This is a genomic window from Leptospira soteropolitanensis (assembly GCF_026151655.1).
In the GTDB taxonomy this organism is placed as follows: domain Bacteria; phylum Spirochaetota; class Leptospiria; order Leptospirales; family Leptospiraceae; genus Leptospira_A; species Leptospira_A soteropolitanensis.
This window is the reverse complement of record NZ_JAMQPN010000006.1, coordinates 130,536-146,695: the sequence shown is the minus strand read 5'-3', so window position 1 is coordinate 146,695 and position 16,160 is coordinate 130,536. Positions and strand designations below refer to the sequence as shown.

The following is a 16,160-nucleotide window of genomic DNA, read 5'->3' as shown; positions in this document are numbered from 1 at the left end:
AATCTTGCACTGTAACTAAGCAAATAACATGGAAAGGAAACATGGTAATATGAAACAGTATTTCAAATCAATCGCCTTCCTGCTCCTGGTTGTTCCGATGTTCCTTTTTGCAGATGAAGCTGCAACCGTCGCGAACCCGGCGCAAGAAACCGCAAACGCAATCCAAACTTTGACAGTAGGATTAGACACCTTATGGGTGCTAGTCGCTGGTATGTTGGTATTCTTTATGAATGCCGGTTTTGCCCTCGTTGAATCGGGTTTTGCACAGTCTAAGAACACCGTGAACATTCTAGCAAAGAACTTTATAGTTTTTGCTGCTGCAACTTTCTCTTATTGGGCAATCGGTTGGGGATTAATGTTTGGTGATGGGTCTCCTTTTATGGCAACAGAAGGTCTTTTTTTCCTAGGTGGAGCCGATAACTCTCCTGCCATTGGAGATGCATACCAAGGTGTGTATTCCTCTATGAATTGGACAGGAGTTCCACTTCTTGCAAAATTTTTCTTTCAGTTGGTTTTTGCAGCAACGGCGGCAACCATTGTTTCTGGAGCGGTAGCAGAACGAATTAAATTTCATTCCTTTCTTATCTTCTCTTTTATTCTTGTAGCAGTAATGTATCCATTCACAGGTCACTGGGTATGGGGTGGTGGATGGATTTCAGCACTTGGTTTTCATGACTTTGCTGGATCTACCGTAGTACACTCCGTAGGTGGTTGGGCAGCTCTTGCTGGTGCCATCGTTCTTGGTGCTAGAAAAGGTAAATTTTTGCCAGATGGAAGAATCAAACCAATCCTTGGTCACAATATGACATCTGCTGCACTTGGGACACTGATCCTTTGGCTCGGTTGGTTTGGATTTAACCCTGGTTCTACTATGGGTGTAGGCGATGGAAGTGTAATGGCACACGTGATTGTGACAACAAACATTTCTGCAGCACTCGGTGCACTTGCATCCACTGTGACTGCTTGGATTATATTGAAAAAACCAGATCTTGGTATGATTCTTAATGGAACACTAGCGGGTCTTGTGGGTATCACAGCACCATGTGCGATTGTTAGCCCAACTTCTGCTGCCATTATTGGTGCGGTATCTGGAATTCTAGTAGTATTGTCTGTTCTTTTCTTTGACAAAATCAAAATTGATGACCCTGTAGGTGCAACTTCTGTTCACTTAGTTTGTGGTATTTGGGGAACGTTAGCAGTAGCAATTTTCGGTTATGAAGGTGCTCCGGCTGGAGTTGAGGTTCCTTCCATTCTAACACAACTTTACGGAATCTTAGCAATCGGTGGATTCACATTTGTTGTCTCTTTCGTGTTATGGTATGTGTTGAAACTTGCTGGCGGAATCCGAGTGAGTGAAGAAGAAGAACTCAGTGGTTTGGATCTTGGGGAACATGGAGCAGAAGCTTACCCTGATTTCAATATCCGAGCTCGTGGTTAAGGGAATAGGAGTATAACATTATGAAAATGATCATTGCAATCATCCAACCACATAAGTTGGAAGAAGTAAAAGCAGAATTAACTAAAAACGAAATTTACCGTCTAACAGTATCTGACGTTCAAGGTTATGGACAACAAAAAGGGAAAACAGAAGTTTTTCGTGGTCACGAATACACTGTTAACTTATTAAGAAAAGTTCGTTTGGAAATCGCGGTTAATGATGAGTTCGTAAAACCTACGGTTGATGCCATTCTAAAAGCAGCAAAAAGTGGTGATGGAAAAATCGGAGATGGGAAGATATTCATCTCACCTCTCGAAGAAGTCATTCGAATCAGAACTGGCGAAAAAGGAAAAAACGCCATTTAAAGCTTCCTTTTATTAAAGGAAAAATCGGAAAACGTGTGGGGAATTTTCCCTACACGTTTTTTCATTTTATCGCAAAGTAACAGTGAATTGATTATCTGTTTCTTTTAGATACAATTCTATGTCGGAAATATTGAATCGAACACCACCTTTTCGATAACGGTTTTCCATTCGAACGAGTGGAATAGGTTGCTTGTTCAACTCAACTGATTCGATAATGGCATTTTCGGATTCAACTATGTAGGCAATACAAAGGTTTTTATCCTTCAAAGTTAGATTCCATTGTAATCCACTCAAACCCTTGGGCAAAATTGGGTCTAATTCGATCACATCAGGAAAAACTTTGAGTCCAAGCAGGCACTCATAGACCAGTTTGATATAAATTCCAGGTCCACTAGAATACACTCGCCAACCACCTTCTAAAGGAATGTTCCCAGATAATAGTTTTTTGTAATCTCTACCTGCTTCATAACGATCCAAAAACAATCCATCAGAACTCGAATAATAACAGTTAGATTGTCTTCTGTTCGCAGAAGGAATTCTGTTTTTGATTTCAATCGGATTTACCAAATTCAGTTGATACAAAAATTCTTCCGACTTACCTAAATGGGCCAATGCTTCACAGTAACGTAAATGTGCATGTGTATACATGAGTCCAATCTCTCTGCCGAAGTAACTAGCGGTTTCGGCACGTTTGAAATCTTTGTTTTCCCCATCCTTGTATGATATTGGGGCATCAAAAAGTCGGACACCATCTGGACCCATAAGCCATTGTTTGATGAGAGAAAGGTGAGTTTCCGCTTCCTTCACGTCTAAAGTTTCTGACAAAATTCCATAAATCATAGGAAGGACACTATAACGAATACCCGTTTTTATATCTTTAGGATGTAAGTAAAATTCTCTTGTGTTGCCATCACCGAAATATCTTAAACCTGCGAGGACACCTTCCTCCATACAATGTTCTTTGATATTTTGATTTATGGTCTCTAATTCGGTTTGGTAGAGTTTTTGATTTTTGCTGTCGTCTATGAGATAAAAAATTTGGATCAGAGCTTTGTAGGTGAGACATTGTAATTCCGCTGTCCATGTGCTAACAGCCTTAGTGCGGAATTCTTCTCTTACTGGTTGTAGCGAATCATTCCAATCACCATTACCGTATAGGGGAAGTTTTGTGCCATACACCAAGCGACTATTAATTAAATTTACTGCTTGTTTTACTGCTTCAAGGATAGTTCTAGGGTTCTTTCTATGAGGAGCTATTGTCGTTTCTTTCAAAAAATGAATATCTTTGGTTCGTTCTAAGTAAGAAGTTAGGGCAAGTATTGGCCAATATACAATATCTCCGTGAGAGTCTCCGGCTCTAATCTCCCTATCTCGGGGATAAAGCATAAACCACTGTGGCCAATCTCCATCTTCATTTTGTTCTTGGAATACATGCAGGAGTAAACTACGGCAAGATTCAGTATCACCCTTAGCCAGTAAAAATTCGAAAGCTCCTTGGCACACATCCCTTGTGCCCCAACCCCCTCCCGAATATTGTTCTAGTCCTCTTGGGTTTAAATAGTGAATCCGTGCATTTTGTTCGAACCAAGGTAGAATTTCTTTGATTTGTTTTATAGATAGTAATGCAACGTTATCCATTTGTTCATCATTAACGATTGGATAAAAAGTCTGTTTTTGTTTTTCTAACTTTAAATTTCCCTTTTGAGATCCGATTAAGTTTCCTTGAATCGTAAACTGAAGGCTTTCTTTTACAGATACTTTTGCAGTAAGATATGACTGGTTTTTTGAATTACCATCAACGTATAAGAAACGGTCATCAGAAATTTCCCAGGAATTGATTTCTTCAGAGAAGATTTTGAAACCTTTTCCATCTAATCTCTGATAAAGAAAGGATTCTGGATTTGGTTCTATATGAATTTCATTTTTGTTTTTAAAAACTTTTGGTGGCAATTCCAAGGAACCGTTATCACCATCAAGTGCGACATGAAAAGATAATAGGAATTTTTTACCCAAATTACCAGTGGTTCTTAATTGAAATTTGATTTTATGGTCGTAAGTTGCTTCAACTTTGACTCTAATTTCGTCATTTTTCCATTTGTAAATCCATTCCAACTGGTTAAGTTCCATGATTAAAACTGAAGGAGACTCCAATAGGAAAAATTGAGAATTTTCTTCTAAAAAAATTCGAAATCCATAAGAATTGAATAATCCAAGATAACTATGGTTACGTGATAGGTATTGGTTAATGCTTGTATGCCCTTCGGTAAGTTGGGACAAAAAAATTCCTTTCATATAACAAGTAACGGTTAGTGAAGATTCATCAGGAATTGTTGGAATGCCCGTTCTTAAAATTTGACCATGAGGTCGTAGACAAAGAGATTCCTTTTCTTTTAATACAACGTGAGTTGATTCATTAGTGAAAAAAGACAAAATAGATCCCGTTTCCAATCTTTCCACTTCGCGCCAAGGATTTGGGAAATATGAATTTAATTCCTCCACATTTAAGGATTCGCCCTGAAGCTTTTTTGCGATAGAAAAAATGTTTTCCGTTGGTATTATCGAAGAGGAATCTGGATTTTGATCATCATTCCATTCAGCGATTTGGTTTATAATAAATTCATCTTTGTTCTTTAAAGATTGAACTTTATCCAGATGAGGAAATAAATAACCGTAAAAATTAGCACTTTTTGATTCGTTTGTCTCTAAAGTAAAAGTTTCGCTTTCTAGTCCAATGATGGAATGTTCGCCTTGTCTCCGTTTGCTTTTGAGTTGATTCGAAATACCATCTGGGAATAAGTCAAGACCATCGGTGGCAAAATTACGAATGGGTTCCGAGCTAAATAGGTAAGTAGCTGGATTTTTTCCAGATACCAATTCGTTTTGTCTCGATAGTACGCTATAGCCAAATTTATCTGAAAAAGTAGGTTCATGGTGGATGTAATGGCATACAAAATATTCGTTTAAACGTGAGGCTGCATAATCACAAATACCTATGTCTTGTACATAAACCAAATCATAACTTATCGGGTATGTGTTATTGTTTGTGATATCTACTTTGTATCGCCAAGCGGATTTGTCAGGATGGAGTTCCCAACGCACTAGATAGTTTATATCTTTATACATTCCCTGTGAAAGAAAAATCGTATTAGAGATTTTATATTGGGAATTGGCTTTTGGTCCAAGTAAGGGGACAACTATAACTTCATATTCTGTATAAATTCTCAAATAAAGATTACTTACACAAGGCTCCATCTCATTGCCCAGATATAGATTGACTAGTAGGTTTTTGAAGCGAATGGAATGTATATTCCCGTTGGTTAAAAAATTGAATCGTAATTCGGAACTATTTTGTATACTTTGAATCATGTTTGAGTGTTTGTTGGATGAAAGGGTGAAAGAGTCCATTCACCGAAATGAGAAATATTTAAATGGTAATCATATTCTAAAACAGTTTCTTCGTCTTTGGCAATGACGACAGTAGTAACACCTAGTCTATGAAATAATTTTAAAAGTTTTGAAATTTCATATTTACCCAGAATGGATCCTGGTCGGTCGAGAATTAGAAACTTCGGTTTTACAAAAAGAACTCTAACTAAAGCTATTTTATATTTTTCAGCTAATGAAAGTTCTTCATCCCATTCTTTTAAAGATCTTATGCCCCCAAATCTGCGAACTAAAGATTCGAGACCCATATTCTTTAGTTCCTTTAGGATTTCTGAATCGGATACTTCTAAGTTTAAGTAAGCAGGTACAATCACATTTCGGAGTCTTCCTGGAGGGAGGTAGGGTTTCTCTGGTAGAAATAGAATCTCTTCCCAGCTCGGTTTTTTTATATTTCCTTCGGAATGATTACTTATCCCTGCGATCGATCGAAATAAACTGAGTTTAACTGCATCATCGAAAGAAGTGATGAGCCAACGTTCCTTTCTATGAATGGTTAATTGTAAATGATCCACGAGAAGTTTTGATCTGTCATTCGAATATAACGTAAAGTTTTCAAAACAAATTTCATCAGAACTAAAATTTGATTCTCTATTTTGTTTTGCTTCATTCTCTGCATCAAACATGGCTGTTTCCAGAGAATGTAATCGTTTGACAACAGCTGAAAATGCCGAGATTGATTGGAACTGAGTCACAATAAGTGAAAATGCATTCAGTAGAGTAGTAAAAGCGAGGGCAGCTTGAGTGATCACTCCAAATTCAATTTCTCCTCTCATGTAACTCGGAGCAATGATAAGCATGGGAATGATCTGAATAAAGTAGTTATAGTTATTAGTAAAAAAGCTAAGGCGCAAGTTAACTGAAATGAGCTTTCTGAAATTATTTACTAACTTTCTTAGTCTTGATTTTAATCGAACGGACATTCTTGCTTCTCTATGTGTCACGGCAATAGATTCTGCGTGTTGGCGAATATGCAAAAGATCAGCTCTGTAACTTGCTTCCATATCCAATTGGTCATAATTAAGTCGGATGAGCGATTTACCGAGAAAGATCGTCGAAACAGTTCCTGAAAGTGCGTAAGCGACTGCGACCAGAAACAAAATTGGATTTATACTCCAAAGAACCCCGGAAAAAGAAATTGCTGAAAAAATACCACCTATAAAAAGTAAGGTGAATGAAATTGTTGTTGTGGTAAAGGTTTTAACATCATCGGTAATCCTTTGGTCAGGGTTTTCAATACCTGGTGTCCCGATGATCTGTTGGAAAGTTCTCTCTGCTAAATAATTATCTGTAAACTTCCAGGTGAGTTGTTCACGCCATAAAATCCCTAATCGCTCTTCTGTATACCGATTCAAGGAACCTATAGCAGAAGAGATTACGAAAACAATTCCGTAGAGTATGGCGTTTGTATAAAATGCATTGGTATTTTTTTGTTCAATCGATGATATGAAATCGCGGCCTACATAACTATTAATGACATTGAACACATTAAATAATATTACAAGGATTACTAAGGTAATTCCGTAACGAATGGCGGTTGGTCCTTGTTTAGATTGAATTAGTTGTCGTATAGTATTTGTTAAACGCATCCAGTTTTGGGATGTTTTTGTTTTTGTTGATAATGGCATTGCTTAATGATTAGAAAAACAGAGTTTTAAACTAAATGCAAGGAGGTTTTTATGCTTCTATTGTTTCTATCGTAAGATCCATGATTACTTGATTCCATATTGACTCTAAGGTTGTATTCCATTCTGAAGCGAGATTTTCTTTGATAGAGGATATGAGGATTGGTACTAATTTAGGAAAATCTTTTTTTGAAATGCCAATGGATTCATAAATTGATTTAATTTTAGAGACCTCTTTTTTTAGAGACTCTGGATTTCCTAACTTTTCAATCATCGATTCGATTAAAGATGAAAATTCATGAGGATTTAATAATGCTTCTGTCTCAATTGTATTTTTATTTAGGTTCTCTTTTATAAAATTGATTAGTTTGTCTAAAAATCCTTGTGCCCAATGGGGATTGTTCTCTAAAACATGATCGAGTGATTTTTGTATGATCAGAATGGAATCTGAAACTTTGAAACCAAGAACTGAATAGGCTGTCATTTTTTCTGATTTCCCGCGAAGTTTGGTGATGATTTTTTTATTCACAGACAAAGAAGGTCCAATTAAGTTATAAATTTCATCGGAAACTAAAAAATTGGTATTTGTTTTTTTATTCAAAGCTTCCAAGCGACTTGCTACGTTCACAGTATCTCCGAGTACGGTTTGACTTTTGTATTCGGAATGCCCAATGTCACCGTAAATTACATTTCCTGCATGGAGGCCGATGCGAATGTCAAAGGTAAAATTAAACCTATCTTTCATCTCCAAGTTGAATTTTTTTAACTGATCGAACATACGAAGGCAAGCGCGGATGGCCGAACCAATTGTTTCCTGTTTTACTTTTTTTAAATGATCTTCATTTTTTATGGCTTCGCTTTTGTTCCGTATTTGGAAAAAAGCTAAGATTCCATCCCCAATGAATTTATCAATTTCCCCTCCATTATTCAGGATGGGTTCACTCATTTCGTGAAAAAAACGATTTAATACAAATACTACGTCGTAAGGCAAACTTGCTTCCGTAAAGGCAGTAAATCCTTTGATATCTAAAAAAAGTATTACCGCATAACATTCTTCTCCTGTTTTTGAGGATTTGGATTCACTAGTGACAGTTTTTAAATCTTTATTATCTTTGATAATTCTTCGTAGAGATACATTCCCGAATGCTTCGGTCTGACATGCCAGCCGAATCTCAGAAGGCCATCCTTTCCTTTCTGCCAATGTTTGTTCTCTTTCATTTCGAGGGCTAAGGTGGTCCAAGCCTTTGGTGATAAAAACGCGGCAAGTGGTGCATTTGGCATTCCCTCCGCAAAGATGGTAGAGCGGATATTCGTGTTTTAGTGCCGTTTCAAGGATTGTTGCCCCTGGTTTGTCCGTTTCTAAGGGAAAGTTTTCTTTATCTTCAAAGGTAACTGTATGCATGAATCACCGTCAATTTGTATCCAAATTAGAATTGGATCATTTTTTCAGTTAGTGCAAGCCGGAAAAATAACCAGTTTAGGAAAATTATCCAAAATTTCTTAAAATTCAGATAAAAAACTAATTGCATTAGTTAAATAAACTAATATCATTAGTTTTATGAAAAGTATCTACCACAATTTAACTTTATTTTTTCCGTTCTTATTTCCCTGTTTATTTTGGATGGATGGCCAATTACTGGGATCTCCAGTTTCTACTTCTTTCTTTCAGAGAGAAGAAGGTAGGATTGCTTTTTTCAAAATGGGAAATGGAAAGCGGAATTTAATTTTACTGCCAGGTCTTGGTGATAGAAAAGAAAGTTATTTCGAACTAAGCCTACTACTTGCAAAAGAAAATTCTGTATATAGTTTTGATTTGCGAGGGCTCGGCGAATCTGATGTTAGTTTTTCTTCCTATGGCCCGAAGGAAACAGCAGAAGATGTTTTGGCATTTATCAGAGAGAAGGATTTACAAAATGTATATATCATTGCAAATTCCATGACTGCTGCCTCGGCAGTTTACATTCGTTCGAAAGAAAAAAATAGAGTTCATGGACTTCTACTTTCTGGTCCATTCGTTCGCGATAAAGAGCCATTGTCTTTGGGAATGAAGACCCTTATCCATTTGGCCTTTCGTGGACCTTGGGGACCGAGTGCTTGGGCTTCTTTTTATGAATCATTGTTTCCTGTTCATCCCCCAAAAGATATAAAAGAACGATCCGAAAAATTAAAAATGAATTTAAAAGAAGATGGTCGTATGGCGGCCGTTAGATCAATGATGTTTGCTTCCAAAAAAGAATGCGAAATGGTTTTGCCACTCGCTTCAGGAAATGTCATTGTGGTCATGGGAACCAAGGATCCTGATTTTGATTCACCACAAGAGGAAGCAGACTGGATTGCCAATACTTTGAATGGATCGATAAAATTATATGAAGATGCAGGCCACTATCCTTTTGTGGAAGATCCTTCTCGGTTTTCTAACGATGTACAATTGTTATGGCAAAAAAAGTAAAACACAAACCAGGTAGACCTAAAAAAGGCCAAACACAAATCACAAGGGAATTTGTTTTGGATTTGGCCTGGGATTTGATTATGGAACTGGGTTTTGCCGAGTTTCGTTTATCTGTACTTGCGGAAAATTTAGGAATTCGCACACCTTCACTCTATAACCATATCCGGGATTTAGAGGATGTGCGTCGGGAGATGAAAAGAAGATCTTTGCAGATATTAGGTGACAGGCTTTCTTCGATAAACTTGAATCCAACGCAAGGTAAGGAACGGATTTTCGATTTTTTGAATGTGTACCGAAGTTTTGCGAAGTCGCACCCCCATATGTATCCCTTGACCATTGAATCCGCAGAATCCGATCTAGAATTGAAACCATTAGGGGATCGGATTTTGTTTCTTTGTATGGAGGTCTTTGGGTTTCAGAGTTTGGACGAATCAGCAGTCCATAGGATACGGATTTTACGTTCCCTCCTACATGGATTTATAGTATTAGAAGAGGCGGGTGGTTTTGGCCGCAAAGAATCCATAGAAGATAGTTTTAAGAAAATAACAGAATCATTGGAATCTGGTAGACTCTGGTAAAACTTTACTTTTCGGGAGAATGTGTGTGCGAAAACCTGGGTAAAGAATTATGGCAGCAATTACAATCACACTACCAGATGGAAGTTCCAAGGAACTAGAATCAGGTAAATCCTTCTCTGATTTCATCCAAGCCCAACTGCCTTTCTTGAAAGAGAAAGCTTTAGCCGTTGTTTTGTCCGATGGTCGCACTGTTGACCTCTCTTTTGTTCCAGAGGCAAACACCACGGTAAAGTTTCTCACCTTTGATGACAAAGAAGGAAAAGAAGTTTTCCATCATTCTTCCGCACATTTACTTGGTATGGCAGTCCAAAGGTTATGGCCTGAGGCTCGCCTAACAGTAGGACCAGTCATTGAAAATGGTCCCGGTTTTTTCTTTTATGATATTGATTTTGGTTCTATCATTTTAACCCCAGAAGACCTTCCTAAAATTGAAGCAGAGATGGCAAAGATTGTGAAAGAAGACCTGACAGTCAAACGTTGGGAACTTTCCAAAGAAGAAGCTATAGAAAAATTTAGGAAAGAAAACGAACCTTATAAAGTAGAACTCATCCAAGGTTTCGATTCCGCATCGGTTTCGTTATATGGACAAGGGGAGTGGTATGATCTTTGTCGCGGACCCCATGTTCCTAGAACCGGTCAACTCAAAGCTTTCAAACTCACTGCGATTTCCGGTGCCTATTGGAAAGGAGATTCCAAAAACAAACAGCTTACTCGTATTTATGGTGTGTCGTTTCCCACCAAAAAGCAGTTAGACGAGTACATCTTTCTTATCGAAGAGGCCAAAAAAAGGGATCATCGAAAATTGGGGAAAGAACTAGATCTTTTTAGTTTCCAAGATGAAGCTCCTGGTTTTCCTTTTTGGCATCCAAAAGGAACTGTTCTTTGGAACACTCTTGCTTCTTACATTCGGGAAGAATGTTTTAGACGTGGTTATCAAGAAATTAAAACTCCGGCTATCTTAAATTCCTCTCTTTGGAAAAAATCAGGACACTGGGACAATTTTAAAGAGAACATGTATTTCACTGACATCGACGAAAGTGAATTTGCAGTAAAACCAATGAACTGCCCTGGATGTTGTTTGATTTACAAATACCACATGCATTCGTACAGAGAACTCCCTCTTCGGTTTATGGAACTTGGGAATGTGCATCGTCATGAAATGTCTGGTGTGCTTCATGGACTTTTCCGTGTGCGTGCTTTTACTCAGGATGATGCACATATTTATGCACCACTCGATAAAGTAGAATCTGAAGTAGAAGACATCATTGATTTTACTTTTGATGTGTATAAAAAATTTGGATTTACCGAATTCAAAACTTTTATTGCGACAAGACCTGAAAAGTCCCAAGGTAGCGACGAGGATTGGAATCTCGCCACACAAGCATTACACGACGCTCTAAAGAAAAAAGGAATCGAATACGGAATCAAAGAAGGAGATGGTGCTTTCTACGGCCCTAAAATTGAATTCAATATTAAAGATTCCCTTGGTAGGTTATGGCAATGTGGAACCGTTCAAATTGACTTCTCTATGCCGAATCGTTTTGAATTAGATTTCACTGCGTCTGATGGAAAAAAACACGCACCTGTGATGATCCACCGAGCCATCTATGGATCGCTCGAAAGATTCATAGGAATTCTCATCGAACACTTCGAAGGGAAATTTCCACTTTGGCTGAATCCAACACAAATTCGTGTCTTAACCGTGGCAGAAGTTCACAATGATTATGCAAAAGAAGTATATCAAGATTTAGTAATGCAGGGTTTCCGAGTCGAGATAGACCTTCGTAATGAAAAGATTGGAAGTAAAATTAGGGATTCCATCCTAAAAAGAAGCAGTTACACTTTGATTTTAGGGGATAAAGAAAAAGAAGCTGGTTCTATTTCCTTCCGACGTATGGGAGAAGAGAAAACAGAAACAGTTTCAAGAGATGGATTTTTATCTTTATTGAAAGGTGATCTTTAGATAAAGAAATTTCTTGACTGACTTTCGGGGGGATTTACACTCCCTCCAGTGCCACAAAATCTAATCATCACTAAACAAACCAGTCCGGTTACATACGATTTGGATCTGCCCATCCATCCACCGTATGATGTCCGTGATGCGTTCGATGCCATCCCCATGCAGCTTCTTCCCTTTGCGGAAGGACTTACTGTGGGTTGGAAGGTGAGCCCTATGCAATTTGTGGATGGACTTGGCCGTGATCTGAAATTCGACTGTCCGAGCATTGTCATCACCGGAGGACAAAACTTGGGAGAAACTCCTGTGGTTCTCTATGTGGTGGCGGCATTTTATGATTCCAGAAATCGTCTTCTTTCTTGCCAAACAAGCGAACACATTGTCCAACCTTGGGAAAGTTACGATGTGCCAGGACTTTGGAGTCGTTTCCCTTTCCCCATCACCGAAATTGCTAGAGCCTCTGTTAGGATCACTTCATACGGATGGGAAAATCCAAGACCTGAAGAAACTCAAACCCTATCTCAAAAGACACCCAAACCCGAAACTAAGTATGAATGGAAAAGGGAAGGGGGAGTGGTCGGATCCTATAGTTTCCAAAAATGGAACCCTGGATCTGGGGAACTTCTTTTTGCCACAGAACCCCTTACCCAAGAAAACCGACTCCGTTTGCGTTTGGAACGAAGAAAAAGTGAGGGACTAGATTATTTAGCCCTTGTCCAGTCCCAATCGCCAGTACGACCTGGGAAAACTTTTGATAATTTGGTGCAATATGCCTTGTACAATCCAGAAGGTCGACTTTGCCACGGTGGTTCTTGTATGGGCGTGGGAAATCATGGGGATTTGGTCTCTCTCGTTCCGATTTTGTCAGAAATTCTGGATTCGGATTCTTTGTATTTGGAACTTGTCGTCTGGGAAGGCCCGTCAGGGTCGCTTTAATCGATTCCCTAGCTTTTCCCAAAGAAATGTACTTGCATGCCTCGTTTTTCATCCGAAATTGGAAATTGAAAGAAATTTCGGAGACTGAATGCAGAAACGGCCCAACCCTAGAGGGAACCCAAACCAAGATAAATTCGCCCACATCAGAATTAACGAACAAATTACCAATGTAGCATCGATCCGACTCGTCTCTGACGAAGGGTCTGACATCGTTACTCTGGAAGAAGCTCTCAGGAGAGCAAAGGAAGCTAACCTTGATTTGGTGGAAGTCTCGGGAGACCAAGATGTTCACGTCTGTAAGTTGATCGATTTTGGAAAATACAAATTCGAACTTCTTAAAAAAACGAAAGAAGCGAAAAAGAAACAACACGTTGTCACGGTGAAAGAAATAAAAATCCGCCCGCGGATTGATAACCATGACTTCGAGATTAAGAAGCGTCATGCTTTAGAATTCTTGCAAAAGGGTGATAAAGTAAAAGTGACTCTTCGATTCCGAGGCAGAGAGATGGTTCACTCTGAAATTGGAATGAATATTGTTAACCGGTTTGTCGAGGACCTAAAAGAGCATGCCTCTCCCGAAAAAATGCCGGTACACGACGGAAAGACGATAGTGGTCGTGATGAACCCAATTAGTGAGAAAGCTAAAGGATAAAAAACAACTATGTATAAACTAAAAACAAACAGGGCAGCAGCTAAACGTTTTAAGTTTACCAAATCTGGTAAAATTAAACGCGGTTGTGCGTTCCGAAGACATATCTTAGAGAAAAAATCTCCTAAGATGAAACACCAAAGCCGTGGAATGCACCTCATCCACGAAACTGATTATAACCGTGTAGAAAAACTTCTACCTTACGGAGGTTAAACGATGCCACGCGCAGTCAACGGAACCATCCATAAGAATCGTAGAAAAAAAGTTCTCGCTAAAGCAAAAGGTTTTAGGGGCGGACGTTCTAAACTTTTCAGAACAGCAAAATCAGCTGTGATGAAAGCAGGTCAATGGGCATACCGTGACCGAAGAAAGAAAAAGTCTGAATTCCGTAAACTTTGGATTACGAGAATTAATGCCGCAGTCAGAGAAAATGGAATGTCTTATTCAAAATTCATTCATGCACTCAAAACAAACGGAATCAACTTAGATCGTAAAACTTTGGCTGACCTTGCTTACAACCACAAAGAAGTATTCAACGCCATCGTAGAAAAAACCAAAGTCGCTAAGTAAATTAGTGCTTGATTGGAATAGAATGGCTCGGCTATTCTATTCCATCGGATTGTTATCATGTTAAAAATCGAAACCATTGAAGAGCTAGAAAGTAAAGTCGTTAAGGCTTTGGAGTTAATCCAAGACCTGAGAACGGAAAATGCACGCCTGGAGACGGAAAACGAATCCCTCCGCGCGGAAAACGACCAAATGAAGCTCGCAATGGAGGAGAAGGAACGCGAACTAAAAGCACTTCGGACACAGCTCCAAGACGCAAATGATGAGTTAAACCAACTCCGTGAAAGGGAAGGACTTTTGGAATCCAAGGTCCACCAACTTCTGGGTCGTTTGGATGGGCTTCCTACAACGGGAAGTTCAGCGCCGAAATCACAACCAAGTGCAGATTCTAGCACACCAGAAACGGCTGCTGCAGTAGCGCTCACTCCCAGTTTAGTAGCAGAAGAAGATGATGAGATCATTCTTTTGGATGAGGAAGAATCTGAGTTCCATACAGAGGATGCTCTGGAAAAACCGCCTGCTTCTGCTTCTTTTGAAAAAGAGGAACTCGTTGTAGAGTCGGAAGAAGAGGTTCCGACTGTTGATATCGATGTAGATGATGATATTATCATTGACGACGATGACGAAGCGATCAGTGTTTTTGATGCTGATGACGATGATGATTTTTTAATTATCGAAGACGATCCTAAATAATTTTTATGGCAGAGTCTGCCCCAAATTCACAAAAAATAACCAAACAAATCTTTGGTGAAACGTATACCATCGTTGGTGAAGCTTCCTCAGGTTACATCTCTGAGGTGGCTGATTATGTGGAACAACGTCTTTTGGATTTATCAAAAACACTGCCTAGAGCATCGAAAACGAAGTTGGCAGTATTGTGTGCCCTGAATTTGGCAGACGAACTTTTCCAAATGAAAGACGCCACAACCAAATTGAGTAATAATCCTGAATTAGAAGAAAGAACCAAAAAAATCATTTCTCTCTTAGAAGAGGGGATCATTGGGGATCATTTTTGAATCTAATTGCAAAAGCAGATGCTAGAGAAATTCTAAAAAAGAACCTACCTAACCTTCCCGAAAGAGAAGACCATGAAGCTGCGATTTTAAGAAGGTTATTTCCTCTATTACAAGGCAAATCAAAGATCATCACCTATTCACCCGACCTATTGTATGAAGTGGATGTACTTCCATTGATTGAATCTTGCCCTCTTCCCAGACCAACTGGATTTATTGAGTCCAGACATTCTGCAAAATGGTACTTCCCTCGGATGGAAGAGGGAAAAAAACTTCGTTTCCTTCGTCCCTATTCTTTTGAGAAGAACAGCCTGGGTCTTTTTGAACCCATAGGAGATGAGGAGATCTCCGTAGACGAAGCCGAATTGATTCTTGTCCCTGCCCTTGGATTCAATCAAAAAGGATACAGGTTAGGACGAGGTGGTGGGTATTACGATCGCATTTTAAGTTCAGAATCTGTGCAAAAGAAAACGGTCGGCCTAAGTTTTTCTAAACTTTTTCCCGTCCCATTCCTTGCAGAAACTCACGATTTAAAAATAGGAAAAATGATTACGGAAATCCAGATTCATTCGTTTTTAGATTGAATCCACGTAGGATTCTGACACGATTCCAGGTAGCATATGGACCAAGAAACATTACTCACATCCCTGGCGGAAAAAACCAAAATGGAACAAGAGTCCGATTTGGGAGACTTGGAACAGTTCCTTACATTTACCATTGAAAAAGAATTCTTTGGCATTCGTTTGCTTCTAGTTCACGAAATTTTAAAACCAGTCCTCATTACAAGGATTCCGAACGTAGATGATTATATTTTAGGTGTCATCAACCTTCGCGGGGAAATCATTCCTATTGTGGATTTGAAAAAAAGATTTCATGGAACAGATTCTGAAATTTTTCCAGTTTCGCGGATCATCGTTATTATGTTAGATGAAAAGCGAATTGGTGTTCTTGTTGATGAAGTCAAACAAGTTGTAAAGATACAAAAAGATTTTATTAGTTATACAACAGATGACTTGTCGTTAAACTATAGTAAGATGGTTGAATCAGTATCTAGATACGAAGACCATTTAATTTTGAATTTGGATTTGGAACAAATTGTTGATTTTGTTTCATCCGTAAAGTAAAGAGAAAGGGATACGACA

16 protein-coding genes are annotated in these 16,160 nt (G+C 38.7%); 13 read left to right on the top strand and 3 right to left on the bottom strand.

Annotated features, from left to right (window positions below; translation table 11 throughout):
• Positions 1 to 49: 49 nt before the first annotated feature.
• Both ND811_RS13675 and ND811_RS13670 read left to right on the top strand, forming a co-directional pair.
• Positions 50 to 1,438, top strand: a complete 1,389-nt coding sequence (locus tag ND811_RS13675; protein WP_265352550.1) for an ammonium transporter — start codon at positions 50 to 52, stop codon at positions 1,436 to 1,438.
• 20 nt (positions 1,439 to 1,458) lie between these two features.
• Positions 1,459 to 1,803: a P-II family nitrogen regulator gene (locus tag ND811_RS13670; protein ID WP_265352551.1), complete on the top strand. Its 345-nt coding sequence runs from the start codon at positions 1,459 to 1,461 to the stop codon at positions 1,801 to 1,803.
• A gap of 66 nt (positions 1,804 to 1,869) precedes the next feature.
• On the opposite strand, the gene ND811_RS13665 is transcribed toward ND811_RS13670, so the two are convergent.
• From ND811_RS13665 to ND811_RS13655, 3 genes are read right to left on the bottom strand one after another with little or no spacing between them, the layout of a single operon-like run.
• Positions 1,870 to 5,169: a GH36-type glycosyl hydrolase domain-containing protein gene (locus ND811_RS13665; protein ID WP_265352552.1), complete on the bottom strand. Its 3,300-nt coding sequence runs from the start codon at positions 5,167 to 5,169 to the stop codon at positions 1,870 to 1,872.
• A complete protein-coding gene (locus ND811_RS13660; protein ID WP_265352553.1) occupies positions 5,166 to 6,872 on the bottom strand; it encodes an ABC transporter ATP-binding protein/permease in 1,707 nt (568 codons plus the stop codon). Before ND811_RS13660 ends, ND811_RS13665 begins: the two co-directional genes overlap by 4 nt.
• A gap of 49 nt (positions 6,873 to 6,921) precedes the next feature.
• Positions 6,922 to 8,271: an adenylate/guanylate cyclase domain-containing protein gene (locus ND811_RS13655; protein WP_265352554.1), complete on the bottom strand. Its 1,350-nt coding sequence runs from the start codon at positions 8,269 to 8,271 to the stop codon at positions 6,922 to 6,924.
• 156 nt (positions 8,272 to 8,427) lie between these two features.
• Between ND811_RS13655 and ND811_RS13650 the strand changes: the two genes are divergently transcribed.
• The 11 genes from ND811_RS13650 (at position 8,428) to ND811_RS13600 (ending at position 16,142) form a co-directional block, all read left to right on the top strand.
• Positions 8,428 to 9,318, top strand: coding sequence for an alpha/beta fold hydrolase (locus ND811_RS13650; RefSeq protein ID WP_265352555.1), 891 nt, complete (start codon positions 8,428 to 8,430; stop codon positions 9,316 to 9,318).
• A complete protein-coding gene (locus ND811_RS13645; RefSeq protein ID WP_265352556.1) occupies positions 9,303 to 9,896 on the top strand; it encodes a TetR/AcrR family transcriptional regulator in 594 nt (197 codons plus the stop codon). Before ND811_RS13650 ends, ND811_RS13645 begins: the two co-directional genes overlap by 16 nt.
• 49 nt (positions 9,897 to 9,945) lie before the next feature.
• Complete coding sequence (gene thrS, locus ND811_RS13640; protein ID WP_265352557.1) at positions 9,946 to 11,859, top strand: threonine--tRNA ligase; 1,914 nt, start codon at positions 9,946 to 9,948, stop codon at positions 11,857 to 11,859.
• A gap of 48 nt (positions 11,860 to 11,907) precedes the next feature.
• Complete coding sequence (locus ND811_RS13635; protein WP_265352558.1) at positions 11,908 to 12,789, top strand: hypothetical protein; 882 nt, start codon at positions 11,908 to 11,910, stop codon at positions 12,787 to 12,789.
• Between the two features lie 88 nt (positions 12,790 to 12,877).
• Positions 12,878 to 13,441 (top strand): translation initiation factor IF-3, encoded by a 564-nt coding sequence (infC, locus tag ND811_RS13630; protein WP_004786692.1) that lies wholly within the window; start codon positions 12,878 to 12,880, stop codon positions 13,439 to 13,441.
• A 9-nt stretch (positions 13,442 to 13,450) separates the two neighbouring features.
• Positions 13,451 to 13,651, top strand: coding sequence for a 50S ribosomal protein L35 (rpmI, locus tag ND811_RS13625; RefSeq protein WP_002988170.1), 201 nt, complete (start codon positions 13,451 to 13,453; stop codon positions 13,649 to 13,651).
• 3 nt (positions 13,652 to 13,654) lie between these two features.
• The gene (rplT, locus tag ND811_RS13620; RefSeq protein WP_265352559.1) at positions 13,655 to 14,008 is read left to right on the top strand and encodes a 50S ribosomal protein L20; all 354 of its coding nucleotides are present in this window, start codon (positions 13,655 to 13,657) and stop codon (positions 14,006 to 14,008) included.
• A 57-nt stretch (positions 14,009 to 14,065) separates the two neighbouring features.
• Positions 14,066 to 14,698: a hypothetical protein gene (locus tag ND811_RS13615; RefSeq protein WP_265352560.1), complete on the top strand. Its 633-nt coding sequence runs from the start codon at positions 14,066 to 14,068 to the stop codon at positions 14,696 to 14,698.
• 5 nt (positions 14,699 to 14,703) lie between these two features.
• On the top strand, positions 14,704 to 15,021 hold the full coding sequence (locus tag ND811_RS13610; protein ID WP_265352561.1) for a cell division protein ZapA: 318 nt from the start codon (positions 14,704 to 14,706) through the stop codon (positions 15,019 to 15,021).
• Positions 15,018 to 15,602 carry a 5-formyltetrahydrofolate cyclo-ligase gene (locus ND811_RS13605; protein WP_265352562.1) on the top strand — a complete coding sequence of 195 codons (585 nt, stop codon included), beginning with the start codon at positions 15,018 to 15,020 and terminating at the stop codon, positions 15,600 to 15,602. Before ND811_RS13610 ends, ND811_RS13605 begins: the two co-directional genes overlap by 4 nt.
• A 36-nt stretch (positions 15,603 to 15,638) precedes the next feature.
• On the top strand, positions 15,639 to 16,142 hold the full coding sequence (locus ND811_RS13600; RefSeq protein ID WP_407658906.1) for a chemotaxis protein CheW: 504 nt from the start codon (positions 15,639 to 15,641) through the stop codon (positions 16,140 to 16,142).
• Positions 16,143 to 16,160: the final 18 nt, after the last annotated feature.

Excerpts from the sequence above, each read along its gene's own strand:
- ND811_RS13675 (WP_265352550.1), top strand. The coding sequence starts at position 50 with ATGAAACAGTATTTCAAATCAATCGCCTTCCTGCTCCTGGTTGTTCCG.
- ND811_RS13670 (WP_265352551.1), top strand. The coding sequence starts at position 1,459 with ATGAAAATGATCATTGCAATCATCCAACCACATAAGTTGGAAGAAGTA.
- ND811_RS13665 (WP_265352552.1), bottom strand. The coding sequence starts at position 5,169 with ATGATTCAAAGTATACAAAATAGTTCCGAATTACGATTCAATTTTTTA.
- ND811_RS13660 (WP_265352553.1), bottom strand. The coding sequence starts at position 6,872 with ATGCCATTATCAACAAAAACAAAAACATCCCAAAACTGGATGCGTTTA.
- ND811_RS13655 (WP_265352554.1), bottom strand. The coding sequence starts at position 8,271 with ATGCATACAGTTACCTTTGAAGATAAAGAAAACTTTCCCTTAGAAACG.
- ND811_RS13650 (WP_265352555.1), top strand. The coding sequence starts at position 8,428 with ATGAAAAGTATCTACCACAATTTAACTTTATTTTTTCCGTTCTTATTT.
- ND811_RS13645 (WP_265352556.1), top strand. The coding sequence starts at position 9,303 with ATGGCAAAAAAAGTAAAACACAAACCAGGTAGACCTAAAAAAGGCCAA.
- thrS (WP_265352557.1), top strand. The coding sequence starts at position 9,946 with ATGGCAGCAATTACAATCACACTACCAGATGGAAGTTCCAAGGAACTA.
- infC (WP_004786692.1), top strand. The coding sequence starts at position 12,878 with ATGCAGAAACGGCCCAACCCTAGAGGGAACCCAAACCAAGATAAATTC.
- rpmI (WP_002988170.1), top strand. The coding sequence starts at position 13,451 with ATGTATAAACTAAAAACAAACAGGGCAGCAGCTAAACGTTTTAAGTTT.
- rplT (WP_265352559.1), top strand. The coding sequence starts at position 13,655 with ATGCCACGCGCAGTCAACGGAACCATCCATAAGAATCGTAGAAAAAAA.
- ND811_RS13615 (WP_265352560.1), top strand. The coding sequence starts at position 14,066 with ATGTTAAAAATCGAAACCATTGAAGAGCTAGAAAGTAAAGTCGTTAAG.
- ND811_RS13610 (WP_265352561.1), top strand. The coding sequence starts at position 14,704 with ATGGCAGAGTCTGCCCCAAATTCACAAAAAATAACCAAACAAATCTTT.
- ND811_RS13600 (WP_407658906.1), top strand. The coding sequence starts at position 15,639 with ATGGACCAAGAAACATTACTCACATCCCTGGCGGAAAAAACCAAAATG.